The sequence below is a fragment of the Bradyrhizobium sp. SZCCHNR1098 genome, assembly GCF_032489375.1.
Lineage (GTDB): Bacteria > Pseudomonadota > Alphaproteobacteria > Rhizobiales > Xanthobacteraceae > Bradyrhizobium.
This window is the reverse complement of sequence record NZ_JAUEXY010000004.1, coordinates 143657-160591: the sequence shown is the minus strand read 5'-3', so window position 1 is coordinate 160591 and position 16935 is coordinate 143657. Positions and strand designations below refer to the sequence as shown.

Genomic DNA, 16935 nt, shown 5'->3' with positions numbered 1-16935 from the left:
GCGAGCGGTTTCTGCTTGCCGTCGTAGCGATAGGCGAAGCGCCAAAGCTACGATCCGGTCGCGGTGACGAGCATGAAGAGCCCGCCTTCATTTGAGCGTTTGTCGTCTTTCGCTGCCGGCTTCAGGTGCTGGAAATAGGGGGCGGATACCAACAGAACGGGGCGGACGCCGGCGAAGGGCAAACGGCGGCTTAAGCTTGATTTTGAGGGTGAAACACGCTGGCGAACGCCCAAATGGTGCCCCTGGCCGGAATCGAACCAGCACTCCTTGCGGAACTCGATTTTGAGTCGAGCGCGTCTACCAGTTCCGCCACAGGGGCATTCGCCGGGCCTGTGCAGGAACCATAGCGAAGCGGGCGGACTATAGCGGGCGGCCGGGCCGGGTCAACCCGCACGGACGTGATGGGCGCGCATCTCGACAGCTTTCGCGGGCCGGAGTAGGAGCCGGAGCGGCCCGGCATGGGACCGGATGCAGCCCCGTTCGGGAGGACCGATGACCAATACTTCTGTGATGGCGCGACCTGCGGCGGGGAGCATGAGCCCGGCGGTGGCGGCGGCGCTGCTCGCGGCCGGCATCGCGGCGGCGGCCTTGGCCGGCGCCTGGTACATGCAGCTGGTCTGGGGCCTGCAGCCCTGCGAGCTCTGCCTGAAGCAGCGCTGGGCCTATTATGCGATCGTGCCGCTCGGGCTGCTGATCGCGCTCGCCGCCAAAGGCGGCGCGCCGCGCGCGCTGGTGCTCGCGGGGCTCGGCGTGGCGGCGCTGGCCGCGCTCGGCAATGCCGGGCTCGGCGTCTATCACTCCGGCGTCGAATGGGGCTTCTGGCCGGGGCCGACCGAATGCACCGGGCCGATCGGCAATCTCGGCAGCGCCGGCAACCTCTTGGAGCGGCTCGACAGCGTCAAGGTCGTACGCTGCGACGAGGTGCAATTCCGCTTCCTCGGCCTGTCGCTCGCCGGCTACAGCGTGCTGATCTCGCTCGCCATCGCCGCCATCGCGGGCTGGGGCATCGCCCGGAAGCGCGCCTAGTCGTCGACATCCTCCTGCGGCCGTCCGAACAAATGGACGATGCCGGGGGTGGCGATGGTAACGAACACGAAGCGCGACAGGTGATGCGCGCCGACGAAGATCGGGTCGATGTGCAGCGTCAACGCCAGCGCCATCATCGCGTCCATCGCGCCGGGCGCGAACGCGACAATGGTGTCGGAGAAGCGCACATGCGTCACCAGCACGATCACGGTGACGAACAGCGCCGATATCGCCACCGCGATCGCGAACGAGCCCAACGCGGCCCTGATATGGCCGACCAGGGTCTTCACCCGCATCCGGGCGAAGCGGCTGCCGATCAGGGCGCCGATGCCGACCAGCGCCACGCCGCGCATCCATTCCGGCAGGCCGCCCTCGACGAGGCCGGTGCCGTGCAGGACGCCGCTGGCGACCATCGCGCCGAACAGCCAGCTCGCCGGAAACCTGATCATCTGCATCAGCATCGCCGCGACCAGCGAGGCTACCAGCAGCGCGAGCAGGCCGAGCGGCGAGGCGACGCTCTGGCCGAGCGAGATCGGCGCGGCCGGTGCGACGCCCGCCACCGCCAGCACCAGCGGCAGCGCCGCGGTCAGGATGATCACGCGAAGCGTCTGCACCACGGCGATCGCCGGCAGGTCGGCGCCGCGCTCGACCGCGAGCATCGTGATCTGCGACAGCGCGCCGGGACTGCCGGCGAGCAGCGCCGAGGTGCGGTCCCAGCCATGGACGCGCTGCAGATAGAGGCTGGAGCCGAAGGTCGAGCAGAACGTCGCGAGCGCCAGGAGGCCGATGGTCACCGGATAGGCGCTGACGTGGTTGATCAGCTCGCGCGAGACCACGGCGCCGATCGAGATGCCGAGCAACAGCAGCACGGTCTGGGTCAGGATCGGCGGCATCGCCAGCGGGCGGCCGGCGATGGCGGCAATCGCGGTCGCGATCATCGCGCCGGAGATCAGCCCGCCGGGCAGATGGGCGACGAGGAAGATCAGGCCGCCGGCGGTGCCGAGCACGAGCGTCTCGATCGCGCTCAGGATCTTGGCGCGACTCGGCAGCTCAAAGGGGAGGGAGGAGATGATCTGGCGCACGGCGCCTTATGCCAAAAGCTGCCTGCGCGAACAATTCCCGCCGCTGCGCGGGCGCCATGCGCGCATGCACCCCGTAGGTGCCGATCATTTCGACTTCTCCGGCGTCGGCGCGGGAGCGGGCACGGGTGTCGCCGCGGCGGCGGCCGCCGCCTTGTCGCGCTTGCAGGCCGAGCGGAATTTGCCGCGTGCTTTGCCCTTCAGCCCCTGCTCGTCAGCCTCCTTGGAGCAGGCAACGGAAATCGTCCGCCGCGCCGCCTTGTCCAGGCTGGCGAACTTGTCGGTGGCGGCATCGGGCCGCGCCGGCAGCGTCAATCCGGGCTGCGAGCAGGCGGGGCCGGCGGTCCACAGGGTGGCAATTGCGATGGCCGCAATCGCCGCCCGGGCAGTGAATCTCATGCTGAAGTCCTCGAACGAAAGGCACGGCGCGATGTCCGGCGATGCTGAACCCGCAGTGAATGGAATGAGCCGGATCGCCGCGCGACGCAAATTATATTTTCGCGCCGCCACGCTCCCGCCTGCTTTGTCGGTCGCGAGCGTCTCGCTAGAATTACCGTCCCATTCCATCATGCTCCACAGGGAGATCGAGGATGAGTTTTCACGCAAAATCATTGGTTGCTTCGTCACTCGCTACGCTGGCCGTGATCGGGCTCGCGACGTTCGCCGCCGCCCCGGCGAAGGCGCTGACCGCGCAGGAATGCAGCGCCAAGTACAAGCAGGCGAAGGAGGCCGGCACGCTGGGCGGCCAGAAGTGGAACGACTTCCGCAAGGCCCAGTGCGGCAGCGATGCCGCCGCGGCCGCGGCTCCGGCGGCTCCGGCCGCGCCTGCCGCCGAGGCCAAGCCGGCCAAGGCGGCGAAATCCGAAGCCAAGGAGGCCGCTCCCGCGCCGACCGGTCCCGCCGTGTTCCCCAACGCGGTGGACCCGAAATACGCCAAGGAGAAGCCCGGCAAGGCGCGGTTGCAGACCTGCGTCGATCAGTACAATGCCAACAAGGCGACCAACGCCAATGGCGGCCTGAAGTGGATCCAGAAGGGCGGCGGCTACTACAGCGAATGCACCAAGAAGCTGAAGGGCGCTGCCTGATCCGGGCTGACGAGACGTTGCCGGCGGCCGGGGGCATCATGCGTCCGGCCGACGCTTTCGACGCCGCGCATCGCCGCGAGACCGTGGCCGGGCTCGGATCGGCGCCGGTCGCGCGGCGGTTCGCAGCGGTGGCGGCGGCATTGCTGCTCCGGTGATTTTGGGGCTTGCCTTCCTGTGCGGGAAATGACCCTGCTCTCGCCATGATCTCTGCTGTCCAAGGTGTGCTCAGCCTGTTTTGCGGCGCGATGGTCGGGTTCTCGCTCGGCCTCGTCGGCGGCGGCGGCTCGGTGCTCGCGGTGCCGCTGATGGTCTATGTCGTCGGCGTGCCCGAGCCGCACATCGCGATCGGCTCGAGCGCGATCGCGGTCGCCACCAACGCGGCCATCAATCTCGCCAATCATGCGCGCGGCGGCACCGTGATCTGGCCGATCGCGGCGCTGTTCGCAACGGCGGGCATCGTCGGCGCCTTCATCGGCTCGCTGCTCGGCAAGATGGTCGACGGCCAGAAGCTGCTGGCGCTGTTCGCGCTGGTGATGATGGTCATCGCCATGCTGATGCTGAAGACGCGCGCCCGCATCGGCACCCCCGATGTGAAGATGAGCATGGCCAACGTCCCGGCGGTCGTCGGCTTCGGCCTCGCCACCGGCACGCTGTCCGGTTTCTTCGGCATCGGCGGCGGCTTCCTGATCGTGCCGGCGCTGATGGCTGCGACGGGCATGCCGATCATGAATGCGGTCAGCTCGTCGCTGGTCGCGGTGACGACCTTCGGGCTCACCACCGCGGCGAGCTATGCCTGGTCCGGGCTCGTCGCCTGGGATCTCGCCGGACTGTTCATCGCTGGCGGAATCGCGGGAGGTCTTGCCGGCACACGCCTGGCGCGCCATCTCTCCGGACGGCGCGGCGCATTGAACGTGGTGTTTTCCGTCGTGATCGCGGTGGTGGCGCTGTACATGCTGACGCGCAGCCTGCTGCATATCTGGAGCTGACCTCAATGAAGCGCGTCCCCTCGACTGCGATCACCTCCGCCAGCAGCCGGCGTGACGTGTTGACGCTTCTTGGCGCCGGCGCGGCGCTTTCCTTGTGGCCCCGCGACAGTCACGCCGAGGATGCCGACGAGCCCGACGAGGGCGCGGTGCTGCGCGACCCCGAGGCGCCGGTGCTCGGCAATCCTTCGGGCGACATCGCGATCGTCGAATGGTTCGACTACAATTGCCCGTATTGCCGCAAGCTCGATCCCGAACTGCAGCAGGTCATCCATGACGATGGCAAGGTGCGCTGGGTTCTCAAGGAATGGCCGATTCTCGGGCCGACTTCGGTGGTTGCCGCGCGGATGGCGCTGGCCTGCAAATATCAGGACAAATATGCGAAGGCGCATGAGGCGCTGATCGGCGTCAGCTCGAAGCTCACCGAGCCGCGCATCGACGAACTGCTCGCGGGAGCAGGCGTCGACGTCGATCGCGCCAAGCGCGACCTCGCCGCCAACGCCAAGGCCATCGACGGCATGCTGGCGCGCAACGACAAGCAGGCGCGGGGCTTGCGTTTCCGCGGCACGCCGTCCTTCATCGTCGGCAAGTTCAGGGTACCCGGCGTGCTGACCATGGCGCAGTTCGAGCAGGTCATCGCCGACGCGCGCAAGGCCAAGGCGGCCAACTGATTGGCAAAGCAAAGGCGCCTCGACCAACGGCCGAGACGCCTTGAAAACAGCAGCGTCGTGCGCGTTACTTCGACGAGATGCGAACCCAGTCGTCATGCGCGCGGGTCTTGAGTGAATTCCAGCTGTCCGCCGCGACGTCCCAGTTCACGATGGTCCGGCGCGTCTGCGCGGTCGGCCCGTTGGCGACCTCGGAGGTCTGCATCGAATCATGGATGTAGACGCCGAACCCCAGGATGAGGGCCCCCAGGATCATTCCCACGAATGTCCGCATGTCATGTTCTCCAGTGTGACGGCCAACAACGCCGCGGTCGAAACTTGGTTCCGCGCTCGCCGCGGTCCCGGTCCGCCGCGATCAAGACAACCTAACTGCGCGATTTTTCAGGCCGCGATTCCGGCAGCGAAGTGACGAGATTGAGCGTTTTCATCTCGTCGGGCTTGAACGTGAACAGCTGGTCATGCGGCGTCTCCATCGCGTGCACCCAGACCTTCAGATCGATGCCCATCTCGGCGAGGTGGCGCTGGCATCGCGCCGAGATGTTCTGCGCAAGGCTCATGTCGTCGCCGGACCTCACGGCGGTCCCGGACGTGGGGACTGCGGCGATCTGATGTACGCCGATGATCGCCCGCTCGCCGGCCCGGCGCTCGAGACCGCCGGCGAACACCAGCGGGCACGACGAGGCGCAATATTTTCCCGCCTCCACTTCGGTTGCGAATTTCCGCGCGCGGATCAGTCGCCCCATCGCCAGCGCGTCGGCGACGGAGCCGCCGGGCGAGTTCAGCACGATCGTCCTGATATATTCGCCATGACGTTCGACTGCGTCCGCAAAGCTGCGCGCGCTGCCGGGTGTGATCGTGCCGGTCGCGAACAGCCGGCCGCCGCCGCGCAGCTCGAACTGAATCGGCTGCTGCAAGGCACGATCGCCCTGCGGCAGCGGCATCAGCCGCTTCATCAAGGGCGCCAGCAAGGATGGTGATTCGGCCGGCAGGTCCGGCGCCTCGCGCCGAATGTCGAGCTGAGGCGGGGCTGCATCCGATGGCACCTGCGGAGCATTCAACTCGAGCAGGTCCGCCGCGAGAACCGCGACGGTGACGACGAGAACGCTGCGGAAGACCCAACGCAGAATGCTCTCATCGGGATTGCCCGCGAGCCAGGCATGGACGCGTCGGTTCAGCGCCGAAGCCACGGGACTACTTTCCGATTCGAGCTGATGACAGCGACGTCACGTTCTCATCCGCCGCGGCCGGCGCTGGCTCAACGGCTGATGCAGCAGGCGCCTCCGTGGGCGTTTCGGCTGGCCGTCGCTCGGCCGCCCGCCTGGCGTCCTCGACCTCGCGCGCAATCTGCAATGCGGTGACGAGATCGGCGGCCGTCAGGCTGGAGGCGCTCACGGCGGGCAGGCCCTCGCGGCGGATGGCGGCATGGACGACGCAGAGGATCAGCACCAGCACTGCCGGCATCAGGTCGATCGAGATCGCGCCCGCCCAGCTCGGGATGAAGTCGCCGGCGTAGCGCAGCACGGCTTCAGCGGGCGACAGCGTCTGGAAGCGGGTCGGCTCGATGCGCGGCAGCGCCAGGATCTTGTCGGCGGCGTCGGCAAGCGAGGCGGCCTGCGTGGCGATCGCGCCTTCCACCTTGCCGACGACGGCGGTCTGGCGCTCGGCCAGGTCGCCGCTGCGTCCGCCTGCGGCCGGCGCGATGAAACCGGCGGACAGCGAGGCCGCGGCGCGCCTCACCGCAGGTGCCACCGAGGTCTGCTGCAGATTGGCGATCACGCCCATCAGGTTCAACGACTCCGTGGCGAAGGCATCGCTGCGCGTTGCGATCGGGCCGCGGTCGGAGATCAGCTCTCGCATCTTGGCGAGGCTCTTGCCGCCCTGCTCATAGAGAGCAGAGACGCGCTTGCCGGACTCCTGGACCTGCTGGCCCAGTCCGTCGAGCTGCGTCGACATCTGCGCGAGAAGCTGGACCACGGTGCCCGATCCGGAGGTGCCGGTCAGCGAGCCCGCGCGTTCGGCGTCCGCCAGCTTGGCGAAGCGGGAGGAGGCGAGCTGGATATCGGGCAGCAGGCTTTGCGCAGCGATGGCCTGGCTATTGGCCCTGTCGAGGTCGCGCGTGTAGTTCTGCACGGTGATGGCGAGATGCTGCTGGATCGCCGCGGCGCCGGCCAGGGCAGACGCATTCAGCCAGGACGACATCGCGACGATCATCAGCGAGCCCAGCAGCATGCAGCCGGCCATCATCAAACGCCCCATCGCGCTGGTGACGTGCGGCATGAACTGCATCATGAACACCCAGAAGGCGTAGATGCCGACTGAGACCGCGACGGAGTAGATGACCGCCGCAAAGAACACCGTGGTCGGACTGCCGTTGAGCAGCTCGCGGACGCCAAGATAGGTGTAGACGCCGGCGGCCAGCGCCAGGATCGCGGTCGTGAGCTTCAGCGTCACCTCGAGACGGTTGACGCCATTGGCAAGCACGACGGAGGTGGAGGAGCGGGCGGACGAGACTTGCGCGACGGACGCGGCAGGCGAGGGCATCAGCGGCGAGGGCATGAGCAGACCTTCGGCGGCGTCATGGCCGCCCGTGTGCAGCGCCCCCGCTGTATGACCGAGCAGGACCAATGCGGACAAAATCCGCCGACATTGTGTCGGCGGCATTGCCGATCAGCCATGTCGTAGCAAGGAGAGGCAAGCTCAGCGCAACAGCCAGCGCAGCAGCTCGACATTGGCCTCGCGCGGATAGCAATGGCTGAGATCGTCGATCTCGCGATAGGCGACGTCGGCGCCGGCCTTGGCCAGGGCGTCGGCCGTATGCCTCGCGATCTCGACCGGGAACATCCAGTCGAGCCGGCCGTGCACGATCTGGATCGGCAGGCCGCGCAGACGGTCCCGGTCGGCGATCTCGGCCATCAGCGGATGGAACGTCGCGGCCACCGGCGCAAGATGCGTGAACGGCGAGCCTGCGGCCAATCCGCTGACGTAGCAGAACGTGCCGCCGTCGCTCATCCCGGTCAGGAGCATGCGGGCGGGATCGATCGCGACGCGACTGCGGACGAGGTCGAGAATGCGCAGGAGGTTCGGCGTATCGGCGTCGTCGCCCATCAGCGCCCAGGTCGGTCCTGCCGCGGTGGGGGCGACCAGGATGGCGCCGAGGCTGCGTGCGGCGCGCAGCCAGCTCCAGAGAAAGTCGCGGCCGTTGCCGCTGCCGCCATGCAGCGCCATGACCAGCGGCCAAGCCCTGTCCGCCGTGTAGTATTCCGGCACATACAGCGAAAAGCCGCCGCGATTGCCGATCTCGTTGTGGTCGTGAAACACGGCGTCCTTGCCTGCAGAAGAAGCGGCCAGCAACTGGCGCAGCCCGTTGTCGCCATCGACGGCGGGATCGAGGAAGAATTCGCTCAGCGGCGGCAGCGTCGCTGCCAGTGGAAACAGCGCCTCGAGTGCGCGTGGCAATTGACGAAGGGCTCTGAACACATCGACCAGGTCGCCCTCACCGCGCTGAACGGCGCGCAGGCCGGCAAACGACATCAGCGCGGCGTCCGCCGCGGTGTCGAAGGCGATACGGATATGGGCGAAGTCCGCCGGCCACGACGTGAGATGAATCCGCGCCGTGTGCAGCGTCCGCTCGGGATCGCCGACATCAGCCATCACGCGATCGAAATCCGGCGGGTTCAGGTAGCGTGCAACGTGGGACAGGGCTTCGAGCGTCTGCAGCAGTGGCGGCAACACGATGAGAATGTCATCCACCACGGCATCCGTCATGCAGGTCTCCTTGATACGCGATACGCGGGTCTGGCCGTCTCGTCTGCTTGCCGGTCATGCAACGCAAAATCGGGCGTCCGGGCAATGACCATTTTCCGAACGCGTGTTCGCTCCACGAAGCCGCAATCTCGCGATGCGGCTCCTGCAAGTCAACACCGCGCGGAGGCTGCCATCGCGCGCGGCAGGTGAGTTGCGCGCGAATACACGCGGAGACGATAGTTGGTTGACAAAATTCGGGCGCGATGTCGCACTTGGTGAGAGCCGGCGGCGCAGCGGAGGGTTCCTCGTGGATCACCGCCCTGGGTCAAAACTGCCGATCGGTTGCCGAGGGGGGATTCGCATCATGACCAAGTCGCCGTCGGCCGCGTTGATCAACGCGGTGCTCGCCATGGACGTCTACAACAGAGGCGTCAACCCGACGCTGGTGGTCAATTTCAGTCGCATTGGGAGCTATGAGCTGGTGGCGGGGAGCGTGACCTCGACCGCCGACAATTTCGAGGCCGCGACCTATCAGCTCGCGGGCGATCCATCGACACGGATCATTTCGTTTCGCGGCACCGACAGTCTCGCCGACGTGCCGTCGTGGCTTGGCGGCGCCGGTCTGACCGGCTGGCCGACGCAGTTTCCGGATGCGGAAGCCTACTACAAGACATGGGCGACATCGAACGTCTCGCTGACCGGCCATTCGTTGGGCGGCGGACTTGCCGGCTACATCGCTGCGCTCAACGACAAGGTGGTCTACGCCTACGACGCGATGCCGTTCGAGTTCGCCGCCGAGGTCCGTTACGATCAGCTGCACGGCTTCTGGGGCGCGCTGACGTCGCACCCCGTCGAGCGCTATTCCGACATCCACATGGTCTCCGTCGCCGGCGAGATCCTGCAATATGTCCGAGCCGCGGCGCCCGTGCTGGAAGCGCCCCTGGCGTTGCTGCAGCTCGGACCGGTCGCCGGCGCGCTCGCCATCGCACATGCTGCGATCGGCATCTCGTCCGAGCAGAAGACCGTGCTCGGCGCGGGCACGGATCTCGGTCTGGATCCGGTCAGCCTGCACTCGATCGCGCTGCTGACGATGATGCAGTGGGCGAGTGACAACGGTGCCCAGGATTGGAAGAAGGCGGCGGCTGTGCTGCTGGCGCCGCTGCAGGATGACGCGATTGCTTCGGCCGTCGGCATTCCCGCGGCCGGTGTGAGCGGGGAAGGCGCGCCGTCCGACAAGATGAAGGACATGATCGCCTATTCGACGGTGACCGACGCCAGCGGCTACGGCAACAGCGCCGTGCAGGCCCTGTTCAACGGCGGCGGCGTGCTCGGCAACAGCGTCAGCGCCGACAATGCGGCGACCTACCTGAAGAACGGCGGGGTCGAGAAGGCGCTGGCCGAGATCGTGGTCGAGTATTCGGCGCTGCTGGCGCAGAACCATGACGAGGTGATGTCGACGACGCCCGGCGTGATCGGCCACGAGCACGGCATCCTCTATCAGGACACGGCCAAGAACCTGCTGGTCGCCGACCTGTCATCCGATCTGTGGTCGCGCTGGGACACGGGATCGGCGGTCGACATCCTGGGCAAGGTCGCGCTCATCGATGCCGTCGCCAGCTTCGACGGCGAGGATGCTGGCCTGATCGACATGGCGATCGGCGCGCTCTGGGGCGGCAAGACCGACAATCTCGACTGGCTCAGCGCAGCCTTGAGCGACGCGGCGACAACGGTGACGATCGATCCAGTGTCGGGCGCGACCATTGCTGCAACCGATGGTGCGCTGCTGATCGCGGGCGGCGGCAACGACATGCTGTTCGGGACCGCCAACGACGATCTGCTGATCGGCGGTATGGGCAGTGACGTGCTGCAGGGCGGGGCCGGCGACAACATCCTGGTTGGCGGCGTCGGCGCCACCTATGTCTACGCGCCCGGTGACGGCAACGACGTCATCATCAATGGCGTCGCGTCGCTGGCGAAGCCGACCGGCACGCTCGATTTCGGCACCGCCTATACGGCCGACAATTTCTGGTTCGTCAAATCGGGCAACGATCTCGAGATCGACATTCTCGGCACCCATCAGCAGGTCACGGTGGCCGACTGGTTCCTTGGCGGCTCCTATCAGCTGCAGGAGATCAAGGCTGGAGGCCTCGAGATCGATACGCACGTTTCGCAGCTCGTGCAGGCCATGGCGACCTACGCCCAGGCGCATCCGGGTTTCGATCCCACAGTGGCATCACAGTTGCCGACGGATGCGCAGCTGCACGACCAGATCGCGGCGGCCTGGCACGTCAACGCGTGAGCGCAGGCCCGCGGCCGCCTCAGTGCAGCCGCGGGGCCTTGAGCAGCTTGGCGCGGTCGGTCGAGGCGATCGTGACGTCGAAGGTGACGCCCTCATGGTGCACCGTCAGCGGCACGTCGACGCCGGCTGCGCCGAGCGCCCAGAGCTTGCGATAGAACTCGCTCTGGCTTGTCACCTTGTCGCCGTTGATCCCGAGGATCACGTCGCCCGCCTTGAGCTCGGCGCGGGCCGCGGGACCGTTGTCGGAGACGCCGATCACGACGACGCGATCGTCGACCTCGGTCGCGTACATGCCGAGCCAGGGGCGCGCCGGCTTGTTGACGCGGCCGAAGCGCCTGAGATCATCGATGATCGGCTTCAACAGATCGATCGGCACGATCATGTTGACGTGCTCGTCCTTGCTGTCGCGCTCGCGCTCCAGCTGCAGCGACCCGATGCCGATCAGCTCGCCCTTGGCCGAGAGCAGGCCGGTGCCGCCCCAATTCGGATGGGCGGGGTGGGTGAAGATCGCCTCGTCCAGCAGATATTCCCAATAGCCGGCGAATTCCTGCTTGGCGATGATCTGGCTCGCGACCGATCGCGTCCGCCCACCGGCGCCGCCGAGCACGACATGATCGCCGACCTTGGTAGCGGCCGACGAGCCGAGCGGCAGCGCCGGCAGGTCGAGCGACCCGAGCGCCTGTACCAGGCCGAAGCCGGTGGTGAAGTCGAAGCCGAGCACATGGCCTTCGACCACGCGTCCGTCATTGGGGTGCAGCCAGACGGATTCGGCCTCGGTGATCAGGTAGCCGATGGTCAGCACCAGCCCGTCGTCGATGACGACGGCATTGCCGGCTCGCTCGGTCCCCAGCGTTTCCGCGCTGAAGGCGTCGGACGGAATGATGGCATGCAGGCCCACGATCGAGGACAGGGCTTGATCAAGATCATATTGATAGTCTTCGGCGCGAGGCTGGAAGGCAGACGGCACTTTCCATTCGGTCAAAGAAGGCATTTCGTTCTCCTGCTCTGTCGATACCCCCGGGTGCATCGACCAAGCTTCTGCTTCGTGTCGCGTGACGGCCACAGCGTGAACGCGAGCTTAACATCTTTGGGCGTCGGCGCCAGTTCCGAGGGCTCCGCGTTCGCGCGAGGAGGAACTGCGCTTCACCGACTACCCGCGGCCGCAGCCCCTGCCGATCAGGGGCCAGACCAGCCACGCGCCGGCGGCGTAGAGGCTGCCGACCGTGGCGGCTCCCGTTCTGGCCGCGAGGTGGAAACGCCCGGCGTCGAGCAAGGCTCCATCGGCGGTAACGATCGCGGGGATCACACGGTCTGGCGGACCGAACACGACCACCGCATCCGGCTTGATCACCAGCGCCATGGCAGCCATGCCCGCAAACCAGGCGAAGGCAACTGCCAGCACGCCCTTCACTGGAACGGCGCGGGATCGGGGATGCTGGTCAGTAGTCGTAGGCATGCTCGAACGTATATCCCGCGGCTTCGAAACGGGTGATGTCCTGAACCAGTGACCGGACCGGCACGTCGACACCGATGCGACGGGCACCGGGACGGGACTGGATCGGCACGCTGAATATAGGCAGCCCGTCGAAAGCTGCCAGCCGTCCGTCGCCGGGCGGGACCATGATCGTGACCAGGATGCGGTGGTTGCCTGCGATTTCGCCGAGCGAAGCACCGCCATGACGGCCGAGCTCCTTGGCGAAAGAATCGAATTTGGCGTAGCGCTCGGTCTCGACCAGCACGCCCTTCATACCTTTAGAGTCCGTGACCTCGCGGATCACCTTCACGCCCGGAACGACTGCAAGCTCGGCGGCGGGCAGGCCGGTGACGACGCTCTGGATGGTCAGCACGGCCGGATCGTAGCCCGCCGCATAGCCGATGACGGCCGCATAGGTGGCGCGCCCTGCATATTGCAGGCTGAGCGAAACGCGCCGCTCCATCGCGCGGAACGACGGCACGAAGGGCGTCTCGCGCCAAAACTCACCGAGCTTGGCGGCGAAGGGATACCGATACCAGGGGGTCTGGTACAGGAACGCCGCGTAGTCCTTCAACAGGACAAGGTTGAAGGCGTCCTCTGCCGTCTTGACGCCGTTCGTGGTCTCCCAGCTGATCGCTCCGATGCTCTTCTCGTAAGCGCCCTGCAGCGCCATCTCGGCGGTGAAGCTGAAGCCGATGATGTAGTTCGTCAGCTTCTGGTCCGAGGTGGCGGGTCCGGAGCCCGCGGCCTGCCGCGTGGCGCGGCACAGGCTGCGCCAGAAGCCGGAGATGCTCGACAAATAGTGGAAGTCCGATTCCGATGCCTGCCCGGTCACCGCAGCGAGGTCGGCATAGGCGTGGACGATGTACCATTCCGGAAAGGTCAGGAAGCTGTCACCCTGCGATCGCGCATAAGCGGGATCGGTGATGCCGAACTCCGAGGTCACGGCGGGTGTCGGTACGTCGGCGACGCAGACCGTCTCGACGCTGATCACGGTGGCGGCGATGCCGATCGCGGCGGCCGCGACGAGGGCGCCGGCGAGATATAGCGCTTTGCGACGCAGGCTCATGCGACGGCGGCCTGCGTGCGCCACGGCGACCAGCCGACAGCGATGCCGATCGCGCCGAGTGCGAGATGCGGCAGGCTGGAGAGAACCTTTACGAGCCACGAGGTGTTGCGGATGCCGTCGATCACGATCGAGAGGTCGAGATAGCCCGAGCCGGTGAACACGCCCATCACGCCGTCGAGGAAGTACAGCGTGCCGAACACGCGCAGGAAGAACACCGCGCTGCGGCGGGTCAGCATCGCGGCCAGCGCCCACAGGCCGGAGACGACATGCAGCGCATCCTTGTAGATGTCGAGCTGGAACAGGCCGAACACGCGGCCCTGCGCATCGATGAAGGCCGGGATGTAGTCGGTCGCGGCGGCGAACAGGAGCGCCATGGCGAGCGCCAGCGCGGCGATGCGGTAGCGGTCCAATGCGAAGCCGTCTGCTGCTGATGTATTCATGCGAAGTAGGCGTCCCACATCGCGTTGCGGAACAGGAGGTTCGGATCATACTGCCGCTTGGCGGCGACGAAGTGCGCGGCCGCCGGATAGGCCTTCTCGACCTGGTCGCGGCGGGCGTGCAGACGATAGGGCAGATAGAACGCGCCGCCAATCGCGGTGATGCGGTCGATCAGCGCCTCCGTCGTCCGCAGCATGTCGATCTCGCCTTCGGGCGAGGTGGCCTGTGAGAACGACATCACGGCCGCGATGCGGCGCACCGGCGCGATCGTGAGCGCGGGTGTCCTGTCCTCGGCGACGTAGCGCAGGGTGACGTTGAGAAATTCGGCGCGCGCCTTGGGAATGATCTCGCGGCAGGCGGCGAGGAAGTCGCCGAACCGCTCCGGCGCCACGAAATATTCATGCAGGATGTCGGTGCGGTGCATGTCCTTCTGCGCCAGATTGGCGACCGGCTCGGCCATCAACGAGTTGCGGGTGTAGCGGCTGTCGGAGATGGCGGGGCCGAGCCGCGTCTCCATGAACCAGCGCAGGCCCTTGGCGACCTCCCAGCCGGTCTGGGCGCGATAGATCGTGTTGGCGACGCCGGTGAGCTTGCCGGAGCTCACTGCCGCGGGCAGGGTCGCGGGGGCATCGGGGGCGGGTCGGAAGGTGACGAGCAGGGCGTCGTCGAAGAACGCCTTGCGCGACACCGACATCCGGCCATAGGCCATCTTCACATTGGCGTCGCCGTCGATGCTCTGCGTGAACTTCGCCGCGAACGTCTCCGGCGCCATGCGCTCGAAGCGCGGCTCGAGCAGCAGGTTCGGCACCATCTCGACCTCGAGATCGACGATGATGCCGAACAGGCCGTAGCCGCCCATCGCAAGGCCGAACAGCTCGGCATTCTCGTTACGCGAGCACTGCACCAAGGTGCCGTCGGCAAGCAGCATGCGGATCGACTTCACCGTCGAGCCGAACGGGCCGTACGGCACCGGCCAGCCATGGGCATTGACGCAGAACGTGCTGCCGACGCCGAAATCGCTGTTGGACTGCATCACGGCCGGCGAGAAGCCCTTGGGATCGAGCGCGGCGATCACGTCCCACCAGCGGTTGCCGGCCGCGGTCCGATAGGTCTTCGCCGCCGTGTCGAGCTCGATCGCGCCGCCGTCGAGTGTGATCGCGGTGCCGTCGCGCGGCAGGCTCTGGCCGCCCATCGAATGCCGGGCCACGGCCGCGGTCACCGGGCGTTTCGCGGCCGCAGCCTCCTTCAGCTCGGCGCGCAGCCGCGCGATCAGATCGTCGGTCGTGGGCTTGCTGATCACCACGTGCCGTGCGACCGGCGTCGGGTTGAGCCGGCTGGCATCGTTGAGGATGGTGCGCAGCTCGGCACGCGCCCGCGGCATCCGCGCAAAGGGCAGCGCCGCGGCCGTACCCGCGGTGCGCAGAAACCGTCGTCTCGACATCATGGCGCAGAGTCTCCTTCCCTCACGGAGTCTACGCCAGCATCGTAAACGTTCGAAAAATTTCCGGGCCGTCAGTCGGCTGCCGGTCGCGCCCGCGCGGGCACGAGACGGAAGTCGCGGCCATCCTTCATCCATGCTGCGCGCTCGTCGCGCAGCAGGGTGCGCCGGACCTTGCCGGAGTCGTCGCGCAGCATCACGTCGACCAGCTCGTAGCTTTCCGGGTGCTTGTAGCGGCTGAGCCGGTCGGCGAGGAATGCACCCATGCCGTCGACAATGGCTTGCGCGTCCTTGGCACGGTCGATCTCCACGATCGCATGCACGCGCTGGCCGAGCTCCGGATCGGGCAGGCCGACGACCACGCAGGAGCGGATGTCGGGATGCGCCATCAGCGCCGCCTCGACCTCGGCCGGATAGATGTTGGCGCCGCCGCGCAGGATCATGTCGGCGAGGCGGTCGCCGAGATAGAGGTAGCCGTCGGCATCCAGCCGGCCGATGTCGCCGAGCGACTCCCAGCCGTCGGCGCGCCGTTTCGGCTCGGCGCCGAGATAATGATAGGTGCTGCCGGCGCCATCAGCGGGCAGGAAGTAGATCTCGCCGCTCTCGCCCGGCGCAACGTCGTTGCCTTGGGGATCGAGGATGCGCAGTTTGCAGGACTCGTCGATCCTGCCGACCGAGCCCTTGTGCTGCAGCCATTCGGTGCCGGAGATGATGGTGCGGCCCTGGCGCTCGGTGCCGCCATAGAGCTCATGGACGCGCTCGGGCCCGAGCCACTCGATCCATCTTTCCTTGAGCCATGGCGGCATCGGCGCGGCCATGTGGAACACCATCTTCAGGCTCGATACGTCGTAGCTGTTGCGGACCGCCTCCGGCAGCGCCCAGATCCGGTGCATCATCGTCGGCACGAAGTTGACCCACTGGATGCGCTGCGCCTGGATCAGCCGCAGCGTCTCCTCGGCGTCGAACTTCACCATCCCGGTCAGGCTGCCGCCGGCGAACAGCGCGTAATGCGACACGATGAAGGGCGCGTTGTGATAGAGCGGGCCGGGATTGAGCAGCGATGCGCCCTTCGGAATTCCGAGCGGCGGCTCGGCGGCGGTGTCGGTCACCGCGGGCTGGTGGTCGAGGATCACCTTCGGCCGCCCAGTCGAGCCGCCCGAGGTCATCGCCTTCCAATAGCGTGACACCGGCGCGGTGAGCGGCGCGTCCGAAAATCCTTCGGGCGTGAAATCGGCCGGCAGCGCGTTCGGCGCGTTCCAGTCGGCCTCACCACCGACCACCAGCGACGGCTTGAGGATCTCGAGCACCGCGGCGGCCTCGCCGCGCGGCAGACGCCACGACAGCGACGTCGGCGTCGCGCCGCACTTCCACACCGCAAAGCTGGTCTCGAACAGCGCATTGCCGTTGGGCAAGCCGATCGCGACGAAGTCGCCTGGCTTGACGCCCTTGGCCGCGAAGGCGCGCGCACGCGCATTGGCGCGGCGCTCGAGCTGCTCCCAGGTCAGCGTATCGGTCCCGTGCCGGAGCGCGACGCTGTCCCTGGGTTTGCGCTCCGCATACCAGCGCGGTACGTCGGCCATCGGAATCAGCATCCATTCCTCCACATCGTCGGCGCTTTGCCTGCGCACGTCG

Annotated in this window: 17 protein-coding genes and 1 tRNA gene; 5 read left to right on the top strand and 13 right to left on the bottom strand. The window is 67.0% G+C overall.

All coding sequences use genetic code 11. The features are described 5' to 3' along the window. Positions 1 to 234 precede the first annotated feature (234 nt). Positions 235 to 319, bottom strand: a tRNA-Leu gene (locus QX135_RS11165). A gap of 173 nt (positions 320 to 492) precedes the next feature. Here QX135_RS11165 and QX135_RS11160 point away from each other — a divergent pair. Beyond that, a complete protein-coding gene (locus tag QX135_RS11160; RefSeq protein WP_316179516.1) occupies positions 493 to 1026 on the top strand; it encodes a disulfide bond formation protein B in 534 nt (177 codons plus the stop codon). Here the strand turns inward: QX135_RS11160 and QX135_RS11155 are convergent. After that, entirely contained in the window at positions 1023 to 2108 is a 1086-nt protein-coding gene (locus QX135_RS11155) for an AbrB family transcriptional regulator (RefSeq protein ID WP_316234086.1), read from the bottom strand. The genes QX135_RS11160 and QX135_RS11155 overlap by 4 nt on opposite strands. A gap of 84 nt (positions 2109 to 2192) precedes the next feature. Beyond that, on the bottom strand, positions 2193 to 2504 hold the full coding sequence (locus tag QX135_RS11150) for a PsiF family protein (RefSeq protein ID WP_316179521.1): 312 nt from the start codon (positions 2502 to 2504) through the stop codon (positions 2193 to 2195). Positions 2505 to 2695: 191 nt separating this feature from the next. Between QX135_RS11150 and QX135_RS11145 the strand changes: the two genes are divergently transcribed. From QX135_RS11145 to QX135_RS11135, 3 genes are all read left to right on the top strand, one after another. Then, on the top strand, positions 2696 to 3190 hold the full coding sequence (locus QX135_RS11145) for a hypothetical protein (protein WP_315755910.1): 495 nt from the start codon (positions 2696 to 2698) through the stop codon (positions 3188 to 3190). A gap of 200 nt (positions 3191 to 3390) precedes the next feature. Then, positions 3391 to 4176 carry a sulfite exporter TauE/SafE family protein gene (locus tag QX135_RS11140; RefSeq protein ID WP_316234085.1) on the top strand — a complete coding sequence of 262 codons (786 nt, stop codon included), beginning with the start codon at positions 3391 to 3393 and terminating at the stop codon, positions 4174 to 4176. Between the two features lie 5 nt (positions 4177 to 4181). Further along, on the top strand, positions 4182 to 4844 hold the full coding sequence (locus QX135_RS11135) for a DsbA family protein (protein ID WP_316234084.1): 663 nt from the start codon (positions 4182 to 4184) through the stop codon (positions 4842 to 4844). A gap of 64 nt (positions 4845 to 4908) precedes the next feature. Here the strand turns inward: QX135_RS11135 and QX135_RS11130 are convergent, their stop codons facing one another. From QX135_RS11130 to QX135_RS11115, 4 genes are all read right to left on the bottom strand, one after another. After that, positions 4909 to 5115 (bottom strand): hypothetical protein, encoded by a 207-nt coding sequence (locus QX135_RS11130; protein ID WP_172111383.1) that lies wholly within the window; start codon positions 5113 to 5115, stop codon positions 4909 to 4911. Positions 5116 to 5206: 91 nt separating this feature from the next. After that, positions 5207 to 6028 (bottom strand): hypothetical protein, encoded by an 822-nt coding sequence (locus QX135_RS11125; RefSeq protein WP_316234083.1) that lies wholly within the window; start codon positions 6026 to 6028, stop codon positions 5207 to 5209. A 4-nt stretch (positions 6029 to 6032) separates the two neighbouring features. Then, a complete protein-coding gene (locus QX135_RS11120) occupies positions 6033 to 7397 on the bottom strand; it encodes a hypothetical protein (RefSeq protein ID WP_409999340.1) in 1365 nt (454 codons plus the stop codon). A 141-nt stretch (positions 7398 to 7538) separates the two neighbouring features. After that, a complete protein-coding gene (locus tag QX135_RS11115) occupies positions 7539 to 8606 on the bottom strand; it encodes a phospholipase (RefSeq protein ID WP_315782999.1) in 1068 nt (355 codons plus the stop codon). A 343-nt stretch (positions 8607 to 8949) separates the two neighbouring features. Between QX135_RS11115 and QX135_RS11110 the strand changes: the two genes are divergently transcribed. Beyond that, positions 8950 to 10884 carry a calcium-binding protein gene (locus QX135_RS11110; RefSeq protein ID WP_316234082.1) on the top strand — a complete coding sequence of 645 codons (1935 nt, stop codon included), beginning with the start codon at positions 8950 to 8952 and terminating at the stop codon, positions 10882 to 10884. Between the two features lie 19 nt (positions 10885 to 10903). Here the strand turns inward: QX135_RS11110 and QX135_RS11105 are convergent, their stop codons facing one another. The 6 genes from QX135_RS11105 to QX135_RS11080 all read right to left on the bottom strand — a co-directional run bounded on the left by QX135_RS11105 (position 10904) and on the right by QX135_RS11080 (position 16895). Continuing rightward, positions 10904 to 11875: a S1C family serine protease gene (locus QX135_RS11105; RefSeq protein ID WP_315716217.1), complete on the bottom strand. Its 972-nt coding sequence runs from the start codon at positions 11873 to 11875 to the stop codon at positions 10904 to 10906. A 159-nt stretch (positions 11876 to 12034) separates the two neighbouring features. After that, the gene (locus QX135_RS11100; protein ID WP_315777811.1) at positions 12035 to 12340 is read right to left on the bottom strand and encodes a hypothetical protein; all 306 of its coding nucleotides are present in this window, start codon (positions 12338 to 12340) and stop codon (positions 12035 to 12037) included. Then, positions 12324 to 13427, bottom strand: a complete 1104-nt coding sequence (locus tag QX135_RS11095) for a hypothetical protein (protein WP_315812408.1) — start codon at positions 13425 to 13427, stop codon at positions 12324 to 12326. Before QX135_RS11095 ends, QX135_RS11100 begins: the two co-directional genes overlap by 17 nt. Then, positions 13424 to 13867, bottom strand: a complete 444-nt coding sequence (locus QX135_RS11090; protein ID WP_316179527.1) for a DUF4383 domain-containing protein — start codon at positions 13865 to 13867, stop codon at positions 13424 to 13426. The genes QX135_RS11095 and QX135_RS11090 overlap by 4 nt, the downstream gene beginning before the upstream one ends. After that, complete coding sequence (locus QX135_RS11085; protein ID WP_316179528.1) at positions 13864 to 15309, bottom strand: FAD-binding oxidoreductase; 1446 nt, start codon at positions 15307 to 15309, stop codon at positions 13864 to 13866. The genes QX135_RS11090 and QX135_RS11085 overlap by 4 nt, the downstream gene beginning before the upstream one ends. Positions 15310 to 15377: 68 nt before the next feature. Next, positions 15378 to 16895, bottom strand: a complete 1518-nt coding sequence (locus tag QX135_RS11080; protein ID WP_316179530.1) for an AMP-binding protein — start codon at positions 16893 to 16895, stop codon at positions 15378 to 15380. Positions 16896 to 16935: the final 40 nt, after the last annotated feature.

Excerpts from the sequence above, each read along its gene's own strand:
- QX135_RS11110 (WP_316234082.1), top strand. The coding sequence starts at position 8,950 with ATGACCAAGTCGCCGTCGGCCGCGTTGATCAACGCGGTGCTCGCCATG.
- QX135_RS11105 (WP_315716217.1), bottom strand. The coding sequence starts at position 11,875 with ATGCCTTCTTTGACCGAATGGAAAGTGCCGTCTGCCTTCCAGCCTCGC.
- QX135_RS11080 (WP_316179530.1), bottom strand. The coding sequence starts at position 16,895 with ATGCTGATTCCGATGGCCGACGTACCGCGCTGGTATGCGGAGCGCAAA.
- QX135_RS11095 (WP_315812408.1), bottom strand. The coding sequence starts at position 13,427 with ATGAGCCTGCGTCGCAAAGCGCTATATCTCGCCGGCGCCCTCGTCGCG.
- QX135_RS11120 (WP_409999340.1), bottom strand. The coding sequence starts at position 7,397 with ATGCCCTCGCCGCTGATGCCCTCGCCTGCCGCGTCCGTCGCGCAAGTC.
- QX135_RS11100 (WP_315777811.1), bottom strand. The coding sequence starts at position 12,340 with ATGCCTACGACTACTGACCAGCATCCCCGATCCCGCGCCGTTCCAGTG.
- QX135_RS11145 (WP_315755910.1), top strand. The coding sequence starts at position 2,696 with ATGAGTTTTCACGCAAAATCATTGGTTGCTTCGTCACTCGCTACGCTG.
- QX135_RS11090 (WP_316179527.1), bottom strand. The coding sequence starts at position 13,867 with ATGAATACATCAGCAGCAGACGGCTTCGCATTGGACCGCTACCGCATC.
- QX135_RS11150 (WP_316179521.1), bottom strand. The coding sequence starts at position 2,504 with ATGAGATTCACTGCCCGGGCGGCGATTGCGGCCATCGCAATTGCCACC.
- QX135_RS11140 (WP_316234085.1), top strand. The coding sequence starts at position 3,391 with ATGATCTCTGCTGTCCAAGGTGTGCTCAGCCTGTTTTGCGGCGCGATG.
- QX135_RS11135 (WP_316234084.1), top strand. The coding sequence starts at position 4,182 with ATGAAGCGCGTCCCCTCGACTGCGATCACCTCCGCCAGCAGCCGGCGT.
- QX135_RS11160 (WP_316179516.1), top strand. The coding sequence starts at position 493 with ATGACCAATACTTCTGTGATGGCGCGACCTGCGGCGGGGAGCATGAGC.
- QX135_RS11115 (WP_315782999.1), bottom strand. The coding sequence starts at position 8,606 with ATGACGGATGCCGTGGTGGATGACATTCTCATCGTGTTGCCGCCACTG.
- QX135_RS11085 (WP_316179528.1), bottom strand. The coding sequence starts at position 15,309 with ATGATGTCGAGACGACGGTTTCTGCGCACCGCGGGTACGGCCGCGGCG.
- QX135_RS11130 (WP_172111383.1), bottom strand. The coding sequence starts at position 5,115 with ATGCGGACATTCGTGGGAATGATCCTGGGGGCCCTCATCCTGGGGTTC.